Origin of the sequence: Tundrisphaera lichenicola (genome assembly GCF_051175385.1) — a bacterium.
Classification (GTDB): Bacteria; Planctomycetota; Planctomycetia; order Isosphaerales; family Isosphaeraceae; genus Tundrisphaera; species Tundrisphaera lichenicola.
This window is the reverse complement of record NZ_CP195106.1, coordinates 2,661,419-2,682,770: the sequence shown is the minus strand read 5'-3', so window position 1 is coordinate 2,682,770 and position 21,352 is coordinate 2,661,419. Positions and strand designations below refer to the sequence as shown.

Here is a 21,352-nt window from a genome sequence, read left to right as displayed (position 1 = left end):
GTTAGTGGATCGCGAAATTTCTCCGATCGGTTTCGTGCGAGGTTGCTGTCATGAACGCTGCCGACCTGATGGACCTCGCCCCCGAAGTCTCCGAGGCCTTGGCGGAGGGTCGGGGACTGGTGGCCCTGGAGTCGACGCTCATCGCGCAGGGGTTGCCCTGGCCCGAGAATCTCCAGACGGCCCTGCGCTCCGAGGCGGAGATCCGCGAGGCGGGGGCGGTCCCGGTGACGATCGCGGTCCTCGGCGGCCGGATCCGAGTCGGCCTGGGATCCGATGAGTTGGAACGGGTGGCTCGATCGGGCCGATTTCTCAAGGCGAGCCGCCGCGATCTCTCGGCCGCGGTCGCCGGCGGGCTCGATGCGGCCACAACGGTCTCCTCGACTCTCTGGATCGCCCGGGCCGCCGGCCTGGGGGTGATGGCGACCGGGGGGCTGGGCGGTGTCCATCGGGGGGCCTCGACCACCTTCGACATCTCGAATGACCTCGACGAACTCGCCCGCGCCGATGGCGTGGCCGTGGTCTGCTCGGGAGTCAAGTCGATCCTCGACATCGCGGCCACGCTCGATGCCCTGGAGACCCGCGGCGTGGCCGTGGTCGGTTACCGGACCGGAATTTTCCCGGCGTTCACCGAGGTCTCGAGCGGCCTGCCCGTGGAGACTCGGGTCGATTCGCCGGAACACGCCGCGCGACTGATCCGATCTCATCGGGTCCTGGGGTTGCCCGGAGCGGTGGTCCTGGCACGGCCGATCTCCGAGGTTGACGCTCTGGATGGAGACGTGATGGAGGACGCATTGGCGGGCGCCCTCGAACTCGCCCGATCGCGGGGGATCTCGGGCAAGGCGGTCACCCCGTTTTTACTGGAGCAACTCCGGGATGCGACCGGCGGGCGGAGCCTCCAGGCCAATCGCGCCTTGATTGTCGCCAACGCGCGGCTGGCCGGGGAGGTGTCGGCCTTCCTGGCCGGGAATCGATGAATCGAGTCGGCGCCGTCTCGATCGACGGCGCCGTCTCGAAGGTTCAGGAGAACTTCCGGGTCAGCACCGGGACGTTTCCGTTGGTGGAGGAGCCGTTCTTCAGCACCCCGGGCGAGGCCTTGACCATCGCGGCAACTTCGGAAGTGGCCTGGGCCACGCTCGTGAAGACCGACACGTAATCGGCGAACCGGCCGTTCGCTTCCGAGAGAGTGATCGGATCGCCGTGGATGTAGGAATCAACGAGCTGAGAGAGACCGCGATAGGCCTGGTTCAGCGAGCCTCCGCTGGCGTCGTGAATCTGCGCGATGGCGGACGGGCTGAGCGAGGGATTGGCCGCGACCACGGCATCCAGGACGCTGGAAAGGCCTCCCTTGAGCAGATTGGCGAAAGGAGTGCCCGAGGGCACCAGGCCCCCGAGGCCCGAGGCCGAAGCCGACGAGGCGGTGATCGGAATGGGGGCGGGGTCGGCCAGCGACGGGGCGCCGGTATGGGTGGCGGAAACCGACACGGGACCCGGCTGGGTTACCGTGAAGGGGAACGTGACGGAAACCTGACCCGCGAGGATCGTGATGGTCCCGGGGAGAGTGACGCCGGATCCGCTCGGCACGATGACGAGGTCCGAGCCAAGCGGCACGCCGCCGGTCAGGAAGGCAATCCCTTGAGAGGGAGTCCCCGCGACGATCGGGGGGAAGTACAGGCCATAGCCGCTGGCCTGGGTGGCCGGGACTGTGGATGCGGTGAGGGTGGCGATGGTGGGGTTGGTCAGGGACGAGCCATTGGTGGCCGATGGTGAGACGGTCCCGGCGGCGGTGGGCGACCAATAGGCGACCCCCGTCCCGGTGGTCTGATCGATCGTGAGTGAACCCGTCGAGGCCGGGGTCCCGCCCTGGGTGGCGGAGTACCTGAGGTTGGTCCCGGCCAGGTTGACCGTCACGTTGGCCGCGAGGTTGGTCCCGATCGGGAGCCGTGCGGTGACCTTGTAATACTGGCCGACGACCGGCGCGGCCGAGCCGAAGTCGAGGGCGTAGGTGGTGGCGGCCGGCGTGCCGGCGGGGGCGGCGGCGGTGACGGGCGAGAGGGTGGGGTTCGCCGAGACGCCGGTCCATCCCGAGTGGGTGACGGTGGGGGTGTAATTCCCGGCCGCGTTGAAGGTGACGGTGGTCGATCCGGAGACGGCCCCGGCGGCGATGGCGACGGGGCCTCCCCAGGTGATGCCGGTGGTCGAGCCGAAGGTGGCCGTCCCGTTGTCGGCGGCGGGGTTGTTGAGGATGACCGCGACGTTGTAGGTCGTCCCCACCACCGGTGCGGCCGGGATGCCCAGGATCGAGAAGCTGGTCGCGGTCGGGCCGGTTGCTTCGATCGCCTGGATGGCCTTCGCGGCCATCGCCCCGAGCTGGGCCTGGCGCTCGGCGTTGGGATGGTAATTATCATAGGACTGCTTGGTCGAGCCCGAGGCGGCCGATCCGGTCATGGCCAGCCCGGTCTGCGCGGTCGTCCCGAGGTCGATGACGTAGCAGAGCGTATCGCCGGAGGTTGCCTTGTAGGAATTGACCGCGGCGGTGATCTCGGCCCGCCAGTGGCCCCCGAAGGGGATCAATTGCCACATCTTCGCCCCGGCCGGGAGCAGGCTCCGCATGTTGGTCAGGGCGGCGATCACGTTCGAAGAAGGGTCGGTCGACTCGATGACGCCGTGCGCGAAGAAAACGTCGGTGATCCCGGTGAAGGATCGGGGTCGTCCCTGCGATATGAATCGATAAGTCGAGTTGGCGGGAGTGGCCGGATCGAAGAACTTCGGCACGCCGCCGGTTGCGGGACCTGGGTACGACTGGCCGGGCCAGGCGCAGTTCCCCACGTCCATGTTCAGCGCCTCGCCCACGACGGCCGCCCAGGTGTATCGGCCGTCGTTGGAGTCGATCAAGTACGAGCCGGGGGCGATGGTGATGGTCCCCGCCGTCATCGAGTTGCCGAAGAACAGGGCCCGTCGCGGCCTGGCTGCCAGGAAACTCGGGACGGCGGCCGAGGCGGCCCCGCTATCGACCGTCAGGCTCGTCAGATAGACGGCCGAGTCGGGGTTCACCCAGCGGTCGTAGATCGTGGTCAAGGCGGCGTCGCTCGAGGCCACGGCGTTCGCCAGGACGATCTGGAGCGAGTGGGTGCCGGCGGCCAGGCCGGTGGCCAGCGTGACCGAGGCGGCGGCCTGGGCGGTCTGCCAGGCGCCGTTGTCGATCGAATAGGCGATTTTCGGATATTGTGCGAGCGGGATATTCGCGGCGGTCAATCGCGCCAGGCTGAAATTGGCCACGCACGACGTGCCGGTGAACCCGATCGAGCGGCCCGCCCCCCAGTTCGCCATGACGGCCGAGGAGGACGATCGGACATCCACGTTGCCGGGGGTATCGACCCAGTTGGAATCATTGGCCGCGATCGTGACCGGGCCGGTGGCCGTGAAGCTGGCCGAGCCATCGCCCCCGGCGAACCCGCCCCCGGAGTGGCTGGCCGTGATCGAGTGCGTCCCGGGAGCTGAGGGCGTCACGCTCGCCGTCCCGGTGGTCGATCCGTTGTTGATGGTGATCGCGCCGCCGATCGTCGAGCCGAGCGAATCGGACAGGGTGATGACCAGTGGGGCCGAGAGCGTGCTCCCCCCGGTGATCGTCGCCGTGACCGTGACCGGCGATCCGACCGGGACCGAGGCGGGAGAGCAGGTCAGCGTGTAGCCCGTGGCGTTGCTCCCGGCGGTGACGGTGACGACGGCCGTCGCCGACTCCGAGGGATCGACCGAGCTGGTAAAGGTGATGTTGCAGGATCCCACCGAGACGCCCGTGACCACCCCGGTCGAGCTGTTGACGGTGGCGATCCCGGGATTGCTCGACGACCACGATCCGCCGGGGAAGTTGGTCGCGGTGAGGTTTGAGGTGCCGCCCGGGACGATCGACGGTGAGGAAGGCGAGACCGAGACCGCCGCGGAGCTGGCGAGTCGGACCTCGTCTACGAAGACCGAGGAGTTTGGCGTCCCGGTCTCCGACCCGATCCGCCAGCCCCAAAAGCCCGCCCCGGAGAGCAAGGTCCCGCCGATGCTGGTCGAGTCGGTTACGCTCACGCAGGCCACTCGCGAGGACTGCCAGGTGGCCCCGTCGGGCTTGAACCAGAGCCCGGCGTTTGCCCCGGTGAGGCACTGGATCTCGACCTTGAGGCTCGTCCCGCTGAGGGTGAAGATCGGCTGATAAGTCTCGCCGGCCAGGAAGGGATTGCCGACGAGGGTGAGGTTGGAGAGCGTGTATTGCGTCCCACCGTTGCGGCGGTAGATCCCGATGCCGCTCTGTGTGGTCCCGAGGGGGATCGCCACCCTGAGCGAGCTGGCGGTGGTCAGGAAGTTGGCCGGATTGGCGTCCGAACAGCGGCCAATGAGAGTGAAATTCGACCCGGCCCCGATCGGGTTCAGGACCTTGATCCGTGCCGAGAGGATGAGATTCCCGGTGAGCGGATCCTGGGTTGTGCTCAGGGAGTTCTTGGAGGCCCCCGAGTTGTTCACGAACGAGTTGGTGCTCCCCCCGAAGATCGCCGATCCGGCGTCGATCAACTGTCCGGTATCGGCGTTTAGCGTCGACGGGATCGAGCTAGAACTCTCGAAATTGTAGTAGGTCAAAACGGCCATCAGTCGTTACCCTCGCCTTACATTCGGGTTGGATGTCATGGGGATTTTCAGGTGTGTCGTCTTGACGCGGATGGTCTCGTGCGATTCGACCGGCAGCGTACTCGCGACCTATCGACGACCAGACCCGCAGGAGAGGCTGGGCTCGACCCGGCCGAGTGGGAACAGTCCCCCGGATTCTTCGAGTCGGCCTTCCCCGCCAGGCGGCAAATCCGAGTCAAGTCGGCGAGTTGTGTCCTGGAGGATTCGGGGTTGGCCCGATCGCGAGCCGGAGTTTGGGAACCCCGCTCGATCCATTCCTTCCCCGATCGAGGCACTCGGGCTCGAGTTCTAGCGACAATAAGCCGTCCCTCGGCTCGGCAACGACCGCGGTCTCAAGGACCCTTTGATGGTTCGGACTGACGTCGATCGCGGGTCGATTCAAGAGAGACCTCGTGCATTGCCAGGTCAGATCGCCGGGACAAGGGGCCACTCGCTCGCGAGGCCGGTCACCGGCCTCGAGGGTCGACGAGGGATCCGCCCGGTCGGGAAGCCACCCTCCCCGATCGATCGGGACGTGGCAAATCCACCGGGAGATCCAACTCCGACCGCGAAGGTCCATCGCCTGCCCCGAGCCCGTTTTGTCGGGGAGGGGGACTTGCGAGTTTCCCTCGCCGGTCGTTGGCGGGGGTCTTTCCACCCGAGCTAATCTTCGTGGAAACGAGGATCGGACTATCGGGTCATCTCGAAATCGGGGCCGATTATCGAGGCGATCGACCACCGATCGGGGGTCGAACCGCCTCGCGTGCGGGTTGCCCCGGACTTCTGAGTCCGCCGGGCGCATGGCCCTGGATCGGAGTGGAGAGGCTGGAGTGGGTCCTTCACGCCCGGCTCATCGAGGAGGGGTAGGTCCGATCTTGATCGTCTTGAGGATCTGCTCGACCTCGCCCTGGTAGGAAGCCACGGCGTCCCTGGACGTGGTCGCGATGGCGAGGATGCTGGCGGACTGTCCGAACTGGACCAGATATCCGCCGAAGTGGATCCGTGAGGGTCCCGGCCCGGCCGTCGCACCGGCCCCCGTCCCGGGCTCGGCAACCTTGACCGCGGCCTCGATCCGGTGGACCCTCATGCCGGGCCACTCGGCCTCGGGAAGCCATTCCTCCACCCCGGGGAGGACCTCGAGCTTCATCGCCTCCCACCTCGCGGCGAGCTTCTTCTTGAGGTCCTCGGGGGCGAGGGTCCGCCCGGCGTATTCGATCTGGAGCAAGTCGGTCCCGGTCCTCTGGACCCGGACCATGGTCACGGCGTTGGGTTCGAGCGGGGCGACGGGCCCTCGGTCGGGGGGGAGCAAGTCTTGCGGGTGCTTCATCGAGAACTGGCCGGAGGGCTCGAGATAGGTGAGCCAGGAGTTTGACTCGGATACCGCGGGAAGGGAGTCCGGGCTGGCAGGCCCGGCGGCATCGGGGGGGAGGCCTAGCTGTCGATGGACGATCACCTCGCGATTCGACCGGAACCGAAGCCGGCCGGGGCCGGGCAAGGTGGCCGTGGTCAGCCGTGCCAGCCTGAGCTCGGTGATTGCCCCGCGTGCGTCGATGACTCCCTTGGTGGGGCTGGGCGGGAAAGTTCGCTCATTCGGGGAATCCTCGGGGGGCGACTCCGGCCAGAACGTGAAGAGGGCCTCGGCGTTCACCACCACATCGCCCGAGGTTCCGGGAGCCTTGCCGGAGACGGTCAATCGCGCGACCATCCTGGGCCCATCGACCTCCTTGCGTAACTCGACGAACTTGCCCACCAGCGTGTCGCCCAGTATTTCGGCCTCGCCGAGCATCGCCTGGGCGGCCCTCCGGTGAATTGGCCAGGTGTCCTCCAATCGGAGCGCCCGGGGAGGCAGGATCAGGCCGAGATAGGGGACGAACGATTGGCGTGCGGTGACTTGATACTCGTAGTCGGTCAGGGATCGCCCCTCGGTGAGGCTCTGGACCTGGGGCAACTCGCCGGGTTGGGGGCGGATCAAGACCGTCAGTCCTTCCAGGGGCTTCGGGCCCATCATCCGAGCCGGGTCTTCGGGACGAGCCCGGTATCCCTCGAACTTGCGGATCGAGGACATCACTCCGCCGGTACCGTTCAACTCGGCCGGTCGCTCGATGAAGATCGACTGCCGGACGGACTCCATCTGGCGAGGGGCCCCCTGGGGCGTGTCGATGATATCGCGAGCCACCTCGATGACCCCGACTCGGTACGGACCGATCTTCGAGGGAGTGGCCTTGTCCTCCTCGCGGCCGTAATGCTCGCTGAACAGGAAGCGATGGGTCAGGTCGGCCAGCCTGGTCGTCTTCGACGGGGTCGAGGCCGACGGCATCTCACCCGATGGGGCCTGGCCCATCGAGGCCTGCGCCATCCACAACGCGATGAGGGCGGAGAGCGTGTTGCGAGCGGCGGTCGGCAAGGATCGGGACGATCTCATGATGGGCATCCTCTCGTCGGGCGAACCGCTGTCGAGCCGGCCTCCATACCCGGACTATTTCCACTCCAGCGAGCCGATCAACCTTAGGTCCTGGTCGGCGAACTGGGCCTGCTGGGCCAGCCCGAGCGTGAACGTGGCGATCAACTGATCCCCCTCGGGCCCGGCCACCAGATAATAATGCCAGAGGACGCCGGCGTCACCCTGCCGCCCCTGGACGGACACCTTGTAGCGGAACCCTCCGGCCGGATTGCCGTCGACCTCACCCTGGCCGACGAACTTCACGAAACGATCCCCGAGGGCCTTGCGGAGGTCCTCGCGGAACTGCCCGACATCCTGGTGCCGACCTTTGCCGGCGTTGGGGCCGTCGGACAGATTGCACTGCGCGACCAACTCGCCCCGGTCCAGCCGTTTGAGGATGGTCTGCCGCGTATCATCCCAGTAGAGGTGCCAATCCCGGTCGTGGAGGAGCGAATACTGCCCGTCGGGCGCGGTGAATTCGAGGAGGTCGAGGCCGGGTTGCGGTTCGATCACCCTGGCGAGGAAAGCGTCATCGTCCAGGGGCTTCGAGGGTGGGGTCGAGGTCCGGCCGACGGTCAAGGTGCTCCGGACGTCGAGGCCCGCCTCGATCGGCCCGGGCCTTCGGGTCTCGGCCCGTCGGAGGGTCAGGCGGTCGACCCGTTGAGCCTGACGGTCGAAGGTGAACGCCCCGTCACAGGCCATCGAGCCCTCGCCCCCCAGTGCGGCCCCTCGGATCGAGCCGAGGAGCTTGACGCGGGCCGATTTCTCGTCGAGCGCCTCCAGGGTCGCTTCCAGGGCGTTCGAGGCCAGCGCGTCGTATCCGCTCAGGTTCCTCGCGGCGAGGTCGCCCACGGTCCATCGGTCACCCACGGCCACCGGCCGGGTCGGCAAGAGAGAAGCGAGTGCCATCGGATCGCCTGGCCCCTGGAGCAATTCCAGCTCGGCCCGCGTCAGGGGGCCGCCGGCGCTGACGACCACGATCGAACCTTCGCGGCGGCTCGCAACCAAGGTCGATAGCTCGGGACGGAGTGCCGAGGACGAGGGGCGAACCTCGCCGTTGATCGTCGCGCCCGCCTGGAGTACCTGACGGACCGCGACACGGGCCTCCCCCGATCGATCGAAGGTGGCGACCCTCTCCTCGAATTCGAGCCGGGTCTCGACCTTGAGCGTCAGAGGCTTGGGCTCGGCCGTGCCCGGGCTCGAGGCGGGCTGGAATGTCCCCTCCGCCTTCATCTCGATCGTCGAGCGGGTTGCGTCCCCGGGCTTTCCCGACTCGCGCAAGACCACCTGGTCGGCCCCGGAGCTCGACGAACCCACGGCCAGGATGATCACACAGACGATGTTCCGGACCATCCGAGACTCCTTTACGATCCGCCCACGAGCCAATTGGCGACGCCCTGACCTCGACGCGCGCGAGACGCCCCAAAGATCCATTCGAACCCGGCCCGGCCCGTCCGACAGGCTCTCGGATCCTACCTGGCTCTCGGGCTCGGAGTGCTTTGGATCGGGTTTCCGACCAGAATCATGTTGCATTCATGATGCTTGGAAACCTCCTTTGGATCGAGATTCGGCCGATTCCTCCTCCTGATAGGTGAAAGAAATCCGCTCGCCGACGGTTCGAACCAGCGAGGTTGACCGTTTGATTCCTGGGGCGTCGCGGTAGGGATGCCCGGCCGAAGCCGGATGGAGTGGGGGGAAATCGGTAGGAGTGGGATTTCTCTCGAAAAGCGCTGATATAGGCTATCTTGAAAGAAGGGAGAAATGCGACGGCTAGGCGGAACGACCGAGTTGTTTCGGGCGTCTAATTGATGGGGATTGTCGGGCTCCGAAAATCCTTCCCGATCACTGATTCGAGCGAAGCTGTGTTCCACGGGGTGGCGCTGAACCTGGATCGGTCGACGGGAAGAAAACTGGGGTGATCTCGGCGAACTTTTCGGTGCGATCGCGAGTCTCGAAATCGTCTCGATGACCTGGAAGATGATCCGGCCGGCAACGAACAGCTTGATGTCGCGGAAGTGTGGTGCTCAACGCGGGCGAAACGATGAGAATCGGGTCGCGGTCCAGGGCGGGGGCGAAGGATGGGTGGAATTTATCGCCATCCGGCGTTGAAAGAGCTGAAGGAGCAGCAGTCGCGCTTCGCGCCCAGGGAGCGGCTCCTGGAGCAGATCGAGCGGGCGGAGACCTTGCTGGGCGAGATCGATCCGGAGAAACGCTACCCTTTTGAATATCTGTTCTTCCGGATCACGGGATTCCGGCCCGAGGTGACCACGGCACTGGTCCTGGAGGGTCTTGGCGTCCGGTCCGACCTCCGACTTTACGTCGAGGATCTCTCGGCGAGCCTGGGGCAGACGGTCGAGCAGTCGGCCGAGCCGGTCCTGACCGTCGAGGAGGTCAGCCGACGCTACAACGTTTCGACCCGGACCATCACCCGATGGCGGGGGCAGGGGTTGGTGGCCCGGAGGTTCCTCATCGATGGCCGGGCCAAGGTCGGATTCCTGGAGTCGAGCCTGACCCGGTTCGTCGAGGCGCACCGCGATCAGGTCGAGCGGGGTTCTCGTTTCCATAGACTCAGCGACGAGGAGCGGGAGGAGATCATCCGCCGAGCCCGTCGGATGGCGCCGATCGCCCAGGGGAGCCTGGTCGAGATCGCTCGGAGGATCGCAAGGAAGATGGAACGCTCCACCGAGACCGTCCGGATGACCCTGAAGACCTACGACCTGGAACACCCGGATCGGGCGATCTTCCCCCCCTCGACCGGCCCGCTGGATGAGCCGACCAAGGTCAAGATCTATCGGCTCTTCAATCATGGTCGGGGTGTCTCTGCCGAGAATCTCGCCGCCCAGTTCGGCCGGACCCGATCGAGCATCTACCGGGTCATCAACGAGCTGCGTGCCCTCCGGCTTCGCGAGACCAAGCTGGAACACATGCCGCATCCGAGCTTCGAGGACGACTCGGCCCGCGAGGAGATCCTCGGACCGGTCCCCGAACCGCTCGACGGCAAGTCCCCTCGGCGGACCAAGGCCCCGAAGGGCCTGCCGCCCTACCTGGCCAGCCTCTACGAGGTCCCGCTGCTCTCCCGGGAGCAGGAGGGGCACCTGTTCCGCAAGATGAACTACCTTCGCTTCCTGGCCTGCCGGCTCCGCGACTCGATCGACCCGACCCGCGCCCGGACCTCCGACCTCGACGAGGTCGAGCGGCTCCAGGACGAGGCCCTGGCGGTCAAGAATCAGATCATCAGCGCCAACTTGCGCCTGGTCGTCTCGATCGCCAAGAGGCACGTCGGCCCCTCCAACGACTTCTTCCACCTGGTCTCCGACGGCAACATGAGCCTGATCCGCGCCGTCGAGAAGTTCGACTACGCCCGGGGGAACAAGTTCAGCACCTATGCCAGCTGGGCGATCATGAAGAATTTCGCCCGGACGATCCCCGAGGAAAACTACCGACGGGACCGTTTCGTCACCGGCCACGAGGAAATGTTCGAGGCCGCCGCCGACAACCGGAGCGACGAGCGAGAGTACGAGACCACCCAGAAACGGATGCAGGAAGCCGTCAAGGGGATGCTCGGTAGGCTCGACGACCGCGAGCGACTGATCATCATCAGTCGCTACGGGATCAACGGGGCCAGCGAAGAGACCCTGGAGCAACTCGGCAAGAAGTTCGGGATCACCAAGGAACGGGTCCGGCAGATCGAGTCCCGCGCCCAGGAAAAACTCCGCAAGATCGCCGGCGAGGAGAAGCTCGACCTGCCGATGCTATGAGAGGCCTGTAGTAATGCGGTAGGCTGTGTCTGGTCCTCGAAAACCCACCATCGAGATTCTTGCGGTGCGTCATCAAGGACTCGACGCTCCCTACAGTTACTCATTATCGCCGCGCCAAGTTAGTCGCAGCCAGAGATCGCAGGCGCTCGCCTTCTGGTGTAACCGAGCGAGCCGAGAATCCCGCATCCGAGCAGCAATAGGCTGGCGGGCTCGGGGACGGTACTGAGGTGGACGGCCAGGCCTGTGCTGTCTGAGATAAAGTTTAGATTTGTACCGTAGCCGAGCACGAAGTCCAGGTGGTCTCCGGATGCCATCGCGATGTTCCCGGAGTAGCTGGCGCGCGAACCAAACCCGTTGATCAGCCCATCGAAAAGGGACATTCCGTTCAGGAAAACGTGCACGTCAGTCGTTGTTCCTACCCTGTCGATTCCATCGAATACCGACGCCAAGGAATATGTCGCCGCTGTCGGCGAGGTGAATCGGACGATCGAGTCCTCCCCATTCGGACCGGGATGAAATCCGAGCTGACCCGGCTGAAAGGTCGTGGTCCCGTTTATCTGGAGAGCATTCCCGGTTCCGTTGTAGATCACAGACGGATCGTGAAGCCCGATATTTTTCCCCCAGTAATCCAAACCCGTCAGGCTCTGATTCGGGTTTGGGAAGTTTCCATGTTCTGTATACAGGTTGAACGTTCCGCCCAAAGTCGTCGAGTATCCATAGCTCCAAATGCCGTTCGGATTCGACATCAGCGAGAAATCCGCAGCCGCGTCGAAATCTGCGTCGGCGACCGTGGGGAGATTAAGCCCCAGGGCGATCAAGTAAATAAATGCCATGGTCAGTTTGCGCATGGTGGCTGTTCCTGCTTTAGTTTGAGATGTCAACGCTTGTTTCTTGGATCGGAGGCCGCTGTCTTTCTTGCATAAGGGAGTGATTCGCTCGTTTTCGAATCGAACGTCTTGAACACCAGACTTCGATCGAGCTAAAGATAGACTTTCCGTCATGCTCGAAGATTCCGAGATGGACCCAGCGGACCTAACTCCTCACCATCGATAACCAAGCCACCTGTCTCGAATTTCCATATTTCCGGGACAAGGTTGAAAAGTGGAACAGCTCATTGAATTCTCGCCCACTCTGGTGTTGGGTGTGATATCGTGAGCGCCTTGACACTTCCGCGCATGCGAGCAAGCTAGCTGCGGCCGATGATTCGGCCCGGGGATCGACTCATTCTCGATGGAGAGGGGTTCGATGAAATTGCTGAAAGGTCGGGGGGTTACCAAGGTGGTGAGATCGTCGGAGCGGGTTGATCCCGGCGAGACGGCTCCGAGCCTGGTGGGTGCATTGATCGCGGGCGATCAGGCCCGATGGTCGCACTTTGTTGAGATCTATGGACCGTTTATCCGTTTCTGTGCCAGCCTTTGCCGCCTCGGGGCTCACGATGCCGATGATGTTGTGCAAGCCGTTTTGGTCAAGGTCGCGACCAGGGCGTCGACCTTTCATGGCGATGTGGAGGGGGCGACCTTTCGTGGTTGGGTCTGGACGATCGCGTATAACGAGTCGATCAAGTTTCTCCGTGACGCGGGGCGGCATCGCGCCCTTTCCGGCGATCTCGGCTGGGTGGCCGGCCGGGTCTCGGGTAGTCCCGACGATTCCTTCGCAGTCGCCCCCATCTCGGCCGAGCGAGAATTGATGGAACGAGTGGTCGAGCGAGCTCTGGCCGAATTCGCACCCGCTTCCCGCGAACGGCTGATGGCGACCCTGCGCGACGGGCGACTCCCCGCCGACGTCGCCGCCGATCATGGGGTTTCCGTCGGTTCGATCTGGACCCTTCGATCCCGATTCCGCGCGCGGGTCCTGGAACTCTGGAATGGAGTGCAGGTGACGGGATGAGCCACATCGACGATCGAGTCGATTCCTGCCCCGATCGGGCCGACTGGTCGGCCTGGACTCAAGGGGGTCTCGACCCCCAGACGATCGTTCGATTGGGCACCCATCTCGATCGTTGCCCCGAGTGCCTCGCCATCGTCGAGGAGGTTGCCTCGTCGACCGGAGGAGGCCACGATCGCGAATCGATCTCCGGCCTCCTACGCGAGGCGATTTCCGGAGTCGATCGGGGCGGGCCTGGACTTCCGTCCTTCGTCGTCGAAACGCACCGGGCCTCGCTCCCGCATCCCAACTCGGAAGTAACCGAGCGGATCGGGAAGTACGTGCTCCTGAAGCAGATCGGCTACGGCGGGTTCGGCGTGGTCTATCGGGCCTTCGACACCCAGTTGGGTCGGACGGTCGCCTTGAAGTTGGCGCTCCCCGGGGCGTTCGAGAATGAAGTCTCCCGGAACCGGTTACTGGACGAGGCAAAAGCCGCGGCGAAGCTCGATCATCCGGGGATCGTCACCACGCTGGAAGCGGGCGAGTTCAACGGCCGAGCATACATCGTTTCGAATTATTGTGCCGGTGGTTCGCTCGAAACCTGGCTCGCTCAGAATAGCCCGGTTCCGATCCGGCTGGCGGCCAGCATCGTGGCTTCGCTGGCCGATGCGGTCGAGCATGCTCATTGTCAAGGGATCCTGCACCTCGATGTCAAGGCCGCCAATGTCCTGATCGACACGAACGCGGATGACGGGAATCTGGATGGGTTCGGAGGTCGACCCCGCCTCACCGATTTCGGGCTCGCCCGCCAGATCGAGGCCACCATCAAGGCCACCAGCGTGGCGATCACCCAAGGTGGCCGGAACATCGGGGGGACCCTGACCTCGATGGCCCGCGAGCAGGTCCTGGGCAAGAAGTGCCTCCCATCGACCGACGTCTATGCGCTCGGGGCCTTGCTTTATCGGATGATCGGCAATCAGCATCCCCTAAAAGGGGCGAGCGACGCCGCGACGCTCCGGATGATCCTCGACGACGATCCGATACCGGTCCGAAGGCTCCGCCCCGAGACGCCGCCTGACCTCGAATCGATCGCGATGAAGTGCCTCTCCAAGGCCCCGGGCTCACGCTACCGAACCGCCGGAGCGCTCGCCAACGACCTCAGGCAGTTCCTCTCGGGAGGTCGGGTCACCGCCCGGCGTCCGGGGCCGATCTCCCAGGGATGGCGCTGGATCCGAAAACATCCCACCGTCTCCGCAACCTCGGCCTTGGCCGTGATCGGTTTGCTCGCGATTGTCATCGGTCTATTTCTATCGAATCGCCGATACGCGGCGATGAACCGCCGCCTCGAAAATCGCAATTACGCTTCGGAACTCAACCGGAGCTATCGGGCCTGGGAGGAGGGCGACCTCACACAGTCCCGGACGATCCTGGATGGCTTGATTCCCAAACAGCCGGGAGACTACGACCCGCGGGGGTTCGAATGGCGATTCCTCCGTCGCCTGGTTGCTCCCGATGTCGCCGATCGGACCATCAAGGCCCACACGAAAGCCGCGGTGGGAGTCGCATTTTCCCCCGATGATACGAAGATGATCACGTGCGGGCTCGATGGTCTGGTGAAGCTCTGGGATACGCGGGACTATCGGCTTCTCAAAGAGTTCTCGGGTCACGATGGTGACGTGAACAACGTGATTTTCCTGGGCAAGGACGGAAAGCGGGCCGTCTCGGTCGGAGATGATGAGACGGTTCGGATATGGGACCTGGAACATCTGACTCCGGAACAAGTCTTGAGGGGTGGGAAGGGTAGGCTCTATCACGTCGCGGCCTCGGAGGATGGAAACCTCCTGGTCGCGGCGGGGCCGAAGTCGGGAGTGGTGGCCTGGGACACTCGCACCGGGCAACGCGTGGCTCACCTCGCTCCGGACATATCGATAACCGGGCTCGCGGTTTCTCCGGATGGCAAGCACATCTTGGCGGCACTCGCAGTTGCTCAGACTGAGAAAATGATCGAGGGGGTACCGGTCGAATCCCCCCTCGTCAAACTCTGGGAGATCCCCGAGTTTATCGACGCTCCCTGGCAAAAATTGCCCGCCAAGTCGATCGAGATGGGCCATCTCTATGCTCACATCGATAGCCTGGCGATTAGCCACGATTACGTCATTGCCACGGGTGGCCCTGATCGTACGATTCGCATGATTCACGGCCAGGACGGATCGTCCTCCCTACCGCCCTGGTCTGGATTTCGCGACCTGCCGGGATGCCTGGCGTTTACCCCGGATGGGCGATTTCTGGCGGTCGGGACCCGGGACGGTGAAGTTCGACTCCGATCACTCGGGCCGGTCAAAGCTGAGGAATCGGGGAGCCCACACATCGATCTCGTCTTTCACAGCTCGCGCGGGAACATTTATCGATTTAGCTTCACGAGCGATGGTCGAAAGCTCGCCGTGGGCTCGGAAGACGGTACCATTCAGATCCTCGATCGGGAGGCCTTGATTCGTAGGACGGTGGCCGGACCGTTGGCTCGCGCGATCGAACCTATCCCGCAGATTCGCGGTAATCTGGAGATTCGTCCGGAGGGGAATCGGATGATCCTGGTCCCAGACGAGGCCGCGCAGATCGGTCTCGCAAACCGACCCTGGATGGATGTGGTGACGGCACCCTCGGGAGGTCCTTTTCGAGCGTTTTGCCTCGCTTACTCGACCAAGGGAAACATCCTCGCCGCTGGTGCGGTCAACGAAGAGGCCCATCTCTGGGATAGTCAACGAGAGGTCAGGCGTTGGGAGCCCGGTACCGCCTCATGCGCAGCCATTGGGTTCACTCCCGATCGCGAAATCTTGGTTACGGCGAGCCATACAGACGGCATCCAGCTCTGGTCGGTCCCTGATGGGCGGTTGATCGAGACACTCGTCGATGGCCATGGCTTGAACTGGATTGACATGGCCGTCTCTTCCGATGGGCGCTTCGCTGTCGCGATAGCATTTCACGGCGAAATCGCCGTCTTCGACCTCGCCACGCGCAAGCTCCGCGTCCAGGTGAAGGGTCATACCGGTGAATGCTCGGCGGTGACGATCGCACCGGATGGCTCGACCTTCGCCACCGCCGGGCATGATAAGACCGTAGTCATCCGCGATTCCGAGACTGCCGAACAGATCCACATGTTATCCGGTCATGGCGAGTGGGTCGAGACGCTGGCCTATTCCCCCGATGGGCGGACGCTCGTCTCGGGTGATGCCGGGGGAACCCTGATCTTCTGGCAGGTCGAGACCGGATATCCCCTGGCTCGATTCGAGCACCAGCATGGGGGGAATGGCCCGGCCATCGCCTTCACGCCCGATGGGAATATGCTCATTTCCCATGCCTTGCATGGATACTACGGTTATGCCAACGCCTGGGATGGCCGTGACTTGCCTTGATTTTGCAGGTCAATCAGGGCGAACCCTTCCGTTCGATCAACCTTTCCAGATCGGCGGGTTCAACCGGGATGTCCCTGGAGAGCTTCTCCAATCCGTCCTTGGTGACCCGGTAATCGTCCTCGATCCGGACCCCGAACCCTTCGGAGGGGAGGTAGATCCCGGGCTCGATGGTGAAGACCTCGCCGGGGCCGAGCGGTTCCCGGGTGTCGCCCACGTCGTGGACCTCCAGGCCGAGCTGGTGGCCCAGGCCGTGGATGAAGAAGTGGTCCATCGTTTGCTCCGTCCCTTCCTCATCTCTGGCCCGGAGCGGGCTGTCTTTCAAGACCCTGGTGGCGGCCTGGGTCAGGCTGGCAATCGTGCTGACGCCCGGCTGGAAGTCGTCGGCGGCGGCGGTCTGGGCTTCGAGGACAAGCCGATAGACCTCGAGCTGGCGAGGCGTGAACCGGCCGTTGGCGGGATAGGTCCGCGTGATGTCGGCGGTGTAGCCCCGGTACTCGCCCCCGATGTCGACCACCACGAGGTCGCCGTCCTGGAGCGTCCGGTCGTTCTTGTAGTAGTGGAGGGTGGTCGAGTTCGGGCCCGAGCCGACGATCGACGGGAAGCCGGCCCGCGGGCCGCCCCCGGCGACGAACGCCCCCAGGATCGCGCCTTCGAGTTGATACTCGGGGATGCCCGGCCGGATCAGGCGGATCACCTCGCGGTGGGCGTCGGCGGTGATGGCGATCGCCCGTCGGAGCAGGGCGGCCTCGGCCTCCGACTTGACCTTCCGCATCGCGTGGATCTTCGGCCCGACGTCGATCATCCGGCTCGACGGGGCACCTTCTCGGAGGAACTCGGCGAACCGGGCAGTTGGGGTCTCCGGGAGTTTCGCGTCGGGTTCCAGGAGATAGACGGTGGCGGATTGCGACCGCCCGCCCGTCCGGGAGTCGCCGATGGCCCGGAAGAGGTCGGAGAGGAAACTGGCCGTCGATTCGACCCGCGAGAACCCGGTGGCGGAGACGCCCTCGGGGCCTGGCCCGGGTCTCGGCCCTTCCCAACGCTCGGCCGAGGGGTTTCGAGGGGGAAGATACAGCGTCTCGTCCCCGGTCTCGGGCCATAAGATCATCGCGGCATGCGGCGATTCGACGCCCGTCAGGTAGGCAAAGTCATTGGACTGGCGGAACTTCTCGTCCTCGCCCGGCTCCCCGGCGCCGATCAGGACCACCACGACCCCGGCCGAGCCGGGGGCCGGTCCGGTTCGTTTGCCCGCCTCCTCCAGGGCCGCCCTCATCGCGATCGAGGGTGCCTCCTCTTCCTTGATCTTCTGCATGAGCGCGGCCCGGCGCTCCCGGTATTCGGACTTCGAGGGGCCTTCGAAGGCGACCTCGACCGGGGGCGAGGCCGGTTGCGGATCCTGGGATTCGGCCTCGGGAAGTCCAGCCGGCCCGAGGAGCCCGAGGAATAGGATTACCGTGAGCCAGGAGTGAGGAAGGGCCATCGCGATTCCTTGGGTGTCGGTTCGAGGGAGCGGTCGGAGCATTCCGGACCATCATCGCGGAGCGGGCCGCCAAGTGCCAATACCGAGGGCCGGCTTCGAGGATCGAGGTTCTTTCGCCTCGCGGAGACCTCGGGTCATATCCTTCGCTTTACAGCGTTCGCATTTCCTTGCTAAACTCGGACCCTTAATGGACCGAGGGCGGACGCACGTCGTCGCGCCCCCTGGACGGCTCGATTGCCGGCTTTTCGAAGCCCGGGCGATCTCCGATCCGACCCACCTCGCAGGAGGATGCCCTTCCGTGGCTCACGATCGTTACCTGTTCACCAGCGAGTCGGTCTCGATGGGCCATCCCGACAAGATGGCCGACCAGATCTCCGACGGCATCCTCGACGCCATCCTCGCCCAGGACCCGACGGCCCGGGTGGCTTGCGAAACTCTCCTGACCACGGGACTGGTCTGCCTGGCCGGCGAGATCACGACCACGGCACAGGTGGATTATCCGGCCATCGTCCGGCAGATCGTCCGCGAGATTGGCTATACCTCCAGTGACATGGGCTTCGACGGGACGACCTGCGGCGTTATGGTCGCCCTCGGCAAGCAGTCGCCCGACATCGCGATGGGCGTCAACGAGGATTCGGCCAAGGGCAAGGAGATCGGCGCCGGCGACCAGGGGCTGATGTTCGGCTACGCTTCGAACGAGACTCCGGAGCTGATGCCGCTGCCGATCGCGCTCTCGCATCGGATCATCAACCGCCTGACCGAGTTGAGGCAGGATGGCACCCTCCCGTGGCTCCGCCCCGACAGCAAGAGCCAGGTGACCATCGAGTACGAAGGCGGCACGCCGGTTCGGGTCGACACCGTGGTCGTCTCGACCCAGCACAGCCCGGATGTCACGCAGGCGCAGATTCGCGAGGCGATCATCAAGCAGGTGATCGAGCCGGTCCTGCCGGCCGATATCTCGCACGACAAGATCACCTATCACATCAACCCGACCGGCCAGTTCATCGTCGGAGGCCCGCACGGCGACGCCGGCCTGACCGGCCGGAAGATCATCGTGGATACCTACGGCGGTCGAGGTCGTCATGGCGGCGGGGCCTTCAGCGGCAAGGATCCCACGAAGGTCGACCGCTCGGCGGCCTACATGGCCCGCCACGTCGCCAAGAACATCGTCGCCGCCGGCCTGGCCGACCGTTGCGAGATCCAGCTGGCCTATGCCATCGGCGTCTCCGAGCCGGTCAGCATCCACGTCGACACCGAAGGGACCGGCCAGATCCCCGATCATCAGATCGCCGAGCTGGTCCGCAAGACGTTCCCGCTCACCCCGGCCGGGATCATCAAGCACCTCGACCTCCGCCGGCCGATCTACCGGAAGACCGCCAGCGGCGGCCATTTCGGCCGGTCCGAGCCCGACTTCACCTGGGAGAAGACCGAGCACGCCGACGCCCTCCGCAAGGCCGCGGGGTCGGCCGTCGTCGTCGCCTGATCGAATCGGGTTTTCGATCCCGTCCCGAACCATCTCGTTCTCGGTAGGTCGGTCCTCCCTTGCGGACCGGCCTACCGAGAGCTTGACTATCGGGGCTTCGGGAAGACTCTCACGCCGGGTCGCCCTGACTGGATTTCGCCCTTCCACCGGTGGCCGACCATGCCCGAGAATCCTGAAGAAATCGCCCATGCCGCCTTCGCCGAGGCGTTTGGAGCCGCTCCCTCGACCCTGGGCCGGGCACCGGGCCGGGTCGAATTGCTGGGCAATCACACCGATTACAATGGCGGCCTCGTGCTGGCCGCCGCGATCGACCGATCAACCGTCGTCGTCGGCCGGGCGGTCCCCGGTCGTGAGGCTCGGGTCTTCTCGGCAAATCTCGGCGACCTCGATCAATTCGCGATCGACGATCCCGATCGGGAAGGTCCGGAGTCCTGGGGCCGGTATGTCCGGGGCGTCACCTGGGCGATTGGGCAGGACCTGGGACGCCTCGGCTCGGGGTTCGAAGCGGCGCTGGCGGGCGACGTCCCGATCGGTGCGGGACTGTCCAGCTCGGCGAGTCTCCAGGCGGCCTTCGCGATGTTCCTGATCGGGGCCGGGTTGTCCGATGGCCTCGAACCGGGAGGGCTTTCCGATCCCGACCGGCTGGCCCTGGCGGTGACCCTCCGGAAGTCGGAGAACGAGTTCGTCGGTGTGGCCTCGGGGCTGCTCGACCAGTTCTCGGCCCTCTTCGGCCGGGCGAATCACGCGTTCGTCCTCGACTGCGACCGGATCACTCACGAACTCCTCCCGCTGGGCGACCCCTCGCCTTCGATCATCGTCTGCGACTCCAGGACCTCGAGGCGGCTGGCCGACGGGATGTACAATCGCCGACGATCCGAATGCGAGCGGGTGGTCGCCCATTTCCGGGAGAAGCCGGGTCGAGGCGGGGTCCGATGGTTGCGTGATATCGGGCTCGAAGAACTCCGGGATGCCTGGGACGAACTCGACCCGGTCGCCCGGCTCCGGGCCCGGCACGTCCTGACCGAGAATGACCGGGTGATCCGAGGGGCCGAGGCCCTCCGTAGCGGCGATGTCGAGGGCTTCGGGGCCTTGATGTCGGCCTCTCACGCTTCGAGTCGGGACGACTTCGGGAACAGCTCGCCGGCCCTGGATGCCTTGATCGAATCGGCCGAGGAGTCGCCCGGGTTCCTTGGGGGCAAGCTCTCCGGCGCGGGCTGGGCCGGTTGCACGGTCAATCTGGTTCGGCCCGAATACGCCCTCGCCTTCGCCGATTCGATCCGCGAGTCCTATTCCCGGCGGGCCGGCCTGAAGGCCGACGTCCACATCTGCCGGGCCGCCGACGGGGCCTCCACATGGCCGATCCCCCGAGCTTGAACCCCGATTGCCCGATCTTCTATCCCATGAAAGGTGTCTTGTCCGTCACGAGATCGTCCGCGATTCGCCGGTCCCGTCCTGGGCGTCTCGATCGCGTCGATACCAGCTCCAGAGCAGTCGGAGCGTCGCGTAATCGACCAGGGACTGGGAGCTGGCGAACTCGAAGTCGTCGGGATCTCCGCCATCGAGCAGGGCCTCGGTGGTCGGCGTGATGAAGGCGTCGGTGGCCAGTCTTCGGAGATCGCCCACGAACAGGGGGAAGTTCTCGGCGGCCGAGGGGCGGAGACGATCCCCGAGGTAGCTGTACTTCATCTGCGATTCGACGACCCGGAAGGCAAGCCGAGGATCTCGGCGGACGATCAGGACCTCGCCCACCGGATCGCGCGTGATTCGCATGGCCCGGGACTTCCGGGCGGTCCGGGGTGCCCGCCCGATTGCCGCCCGAAAGCCGGTGGAGAGGGCGTTGACCCAGCCGGGCGGGGTGACCTCGCGGAACTCGTCGTCGGTCGCGATCCGTCCGGTGGCGACCAATTCGATCTTGTCCCAGGGGACCCAGTGGGTCGGCTCCCCCCGGAGCCCGGTGACACGGAAGCCGCCCTCCAGGCAGGAGGCTTCGTGGATCGTCCGGGGGCGGCTGATGTCGGGGTAGGCGTCGGATCGCCAGGCCTCGGCGGCGATCTCCAATTCGTAAAGCCCGGCGAGTAGTCGCCGGGTCTGCTCCTCGGCGAGCATCTTCGGCCAGATTCCCGGGACCCGCGCGACCCATTGCATGGCGTCGGTCGGGTGGGCTCCGGTGACCTCGGCGAAGAGGTCGCGGACCTTGTGAGGGTCTTCCAGTTCGTCGAAGATCACCAGCCGATACTGGGCTTCGGACTTTGCCATTGGTATCCCTCGGGCCCGGCC

At 65.1% G+C, this 21,352-nt stretch carries 12 protein-coding genes; 6 read left to right on the top strand and 6 right to left on the bottom strand.

Annotation, left to right across the window (positions count from 1 at the left end; genetic code table 11):
- Positions 1 to 50: 50 nt before the first annotated feature.
- Complete coding sequence (locus P12x_RS10630) at positions 51 to 974, top strand: pseudouridine-5'-phosphate glycosidase (protein WP_435010840.1); 924 nt, start codon at positions 51 to 53, stop codon at positions 972 to 974.
- Positions 975 to 1,017: 43 nt separating this feature from the next.
- Here P12x_RS10630 and P12x_RS10625 read toward each other — a convergent pair whose 3' ends face one another.
- From P12x_RS10625 to P12x_RS10615, 3 genes are all read right to left on the bottom strand, one after another.
- Positions 1,018 to 4,626, bottom strand: coding sequence for a beta strand repeat-containing protein (locus P12x_RS10625; RefSeq protein WP_435010839.1), 3,609 nt, complete (start codon positions 4,624 to 4,626; stop codon positions 1,018 to 1,020).
- 868 nt (positions 4,627 to 5,494) lie between these two features.
- Positions 5,495 to 7,066 (bottom strand): hypothetical protein, encoded by a 1,572-nt coding sequence (locus P12x_RS10620; RefSeq protein ID WP_435010838.1) that lies wholly within the window; start codon positions 7,064 to 7,066, stop codon positions 5,495 to 5,497.
- A 54-nt stretch (positions 7,067 to 7,120) separates the two neighbouring features.
- Complete coding sequence (locus P12x_RS10615) at positions 7,121 to 8,437, bottom strand: hypothetical protein (protein WP_435010837.1); 1,317 nt, start codon at positions 8,435 to 8,437, stop codon at positions 7,121 to 7,123.
- A 725-nt stretch (positions 8,438 to 9,162) separates the two neighbouring features.
- Here P12x_RS10615 and P12x_RS10610 point away from each other — a divergent pair.
- Complete coding sequence (locus P12x_RS10610; protein WP_435010836.1) at positions 9,163 to 10,842, top strand: sigma-70 family RNA polymerase sigma factor; 1,680 nt, start codon at positions 9,163 to 9,165, stop codon at positions 10,840 to 10,842.
- A gap of 119 nt (positions 10,843 to 10,961) precedes the next feature.
- Here the strand turns inward: P12x_RS10610 and P12x_RS10605 are convergent, their stop codons facing one another.
- Positions 10,962 to 11,690, bottom strand: a complete 729-nt coding sequence (locus tag P12x_RS10605) for a PEP-CTERM sorting domain-containing protein (protein WP_435010835.1) — start codon at positions 11,688 to 11,690, stop codon at positions 10,962 to 10,964.
- 397 nt (positions 11,691 to 12,087) lie between these two features.
- On the opposite strand from P12x_RS10605, the gene P12x_RS10600 reads away from it, so the two are divergent.
- Together P12x_RS10600 and P12x_RS10595 are read left to right on the top strand one after the other, a co-directional pair.
- Positions 12,088 to 12,729, top strand: coding sequence for an RNA polymerase sigma factor (locus P12x_RS10600; protein WP_435010834.1), 642 nt, complete (start codon positions 12,088 to 12,090; stop codon positions 12,727 to 12,729).
- The gene (locus P12x_RS10595; RefSeq protein ID WP_435010833.1) at positions 12,726 to 16,115 is read left to right on the top strand and encodes a WD40 repeat domain-containing serine/threonine protein kinase; all 3,390 of its coding nucleotides are present in this window, start codon (positions 12,726 to 12,728) and stop codon (positions 16,113 to 16,115) included. The genes P12x_RS10600 and P12x_RS10595 overlap by 4 nt, the downstream gene beginning before the upstream one ends.
- Positions 16,116 to 16,128: 13 nt before the next feature.
- Here P12x_RS10595 and P12x_RS10590 read toward each other — a convergent pair whose 3' ends face one another.
- Positions 16,129 to 17,592: an aminopeptidase P N-terminal domain-containing protein gene (locus P12x_RS10590; RefSeq protein ID WP_435010832.1), complete on the bottom strand. Its 1,464-nt coding sequence runs from the start codon at positions 17,590 to 17,592 to the stop codon at positions 16,129 to 16,131.
- Between the two features lie 298 nt (positions 17,593 to 17,890).
- On the opposite strand from P12x_RS10590, the gene metK reads away from it, so the two are divergent.
- Both metK and galK read left to right on the top strand, forming a co-directional pair.
- Entirely contained in the window at positions 17,891 to 19,075 is a 1,185-nt protein-coding gene (metK, locus tag P12x_RS10585) for a methionine adenosyltransferase (protein ID WP_435010831.1), read from the top strand.
- Positions 19,076 to 19,234: 159 nt separating this feature from the next.
- Positions 19,235 to 20,449 carry a galactokinase gene (gene galK, locus P12x_RS10580; RefSeq protein ID WP_435010830.1) on the top strand — a complete coding sequence of 405 codons (1,215 nt, stop codon included), beginning with the start codon at positions 19,235 to 19,237 and terminating at the stop codon, positions 20,447 to 20,449.
- Between the two features lie 45 nt (positions 20,450 to 20,494).
- Here the strand turns inward: galK and P12x_RS10575 are convergent, their stop codons facing one another.
- Entirely contained in the window at positions 20,495 to 21,331 is an 837-nt protein-coding gene (locus P12x_RS10575; RefSeq protein ID WP_435010829.1) for a hypothetical protein, read from the bottom strand.
- Positions 21,332 to 21,352 lie beyond the last annotated feature (21 nt).

Bases quoted from the DNA above. Each gene is read 5' to 3' on its own strand.
- P12x_RS10630 (WP_435010840.1), top strand. From the start codon at position 51: ATGAACGCTGCCGACCTGATGGACCTCGCCCCCGAAGTCTCCGAGGCC.
- P12x_RS10625 (WP_435010839.1), bottom strand. From the start codon at position 4,626: ATGGCCGTTTTGACCTACTACAATTTCGAGAGTTCTAGCTCGATCCCG.
- P12x_RS10620 (WP_435010838.1), bottom strand. From the start codon at position 7,066: ATGAGATCGTCCCGATCCTTGCCGACCGCCGCTCGCAACACGCTCTCC.
- P12x_RS10615 (WP_435010837.1), bottom strand. From the start codon at position 8,437: ATGGTCCGGAACATCGTCTGTGTGATCATCCTGGCCGTGGGTTCGTCG.
- P12x_RS10610 (WP_435010836.1), top strand. From the start codon at position 9,163: ATGGGTGGAATTTATCGCCATCCGGCGTTGAAAGAGCTGAAGGAGCAG.
- P12x_RS10605 (WP_435010835.1), bottom strand. From the start codon at position 11,690: ATGCGCAAACTGACCATGGCATTTATTTACTTGATCGCCCTGGGGCTT.
- P12x_RS10600 (WP_435010834.1), top strand. From the start codon at position 12,088: ATGAAATTGCTGAAAGGTCGGGGGGTTACCAAGGTGGTGAGATCGTCG.
- P12x_RS10595 (WP_435010833.1), top strand. From the start codon at position 12,726: ATGAGCCACATCGACGATCGAGTCGATTCCTGCCCCGATCGGGCCGAC.
- P12x_RS10590 (WP_435010832.1), bottom strand. From the start codon at position 17,592: ATGGCCCTTCCTCACTCCTGGCTCACGGTAATCCTATTCCTCGGGCTC.
- galK (WP_435010830.1), top strand. From the start codon at position 19,235: ATGCCCGAGAATCCTGAAGAAATCGCCCATGCCGCCTTCGCCGAGGCG.
- P12x_RS10575 (WP_435010829.1), bottom strand. From the start codon at position 21,331: ATGGCAAAGTCCGAAGCCCAGTATCGGCTGGTGATCTTCGACGAACTG.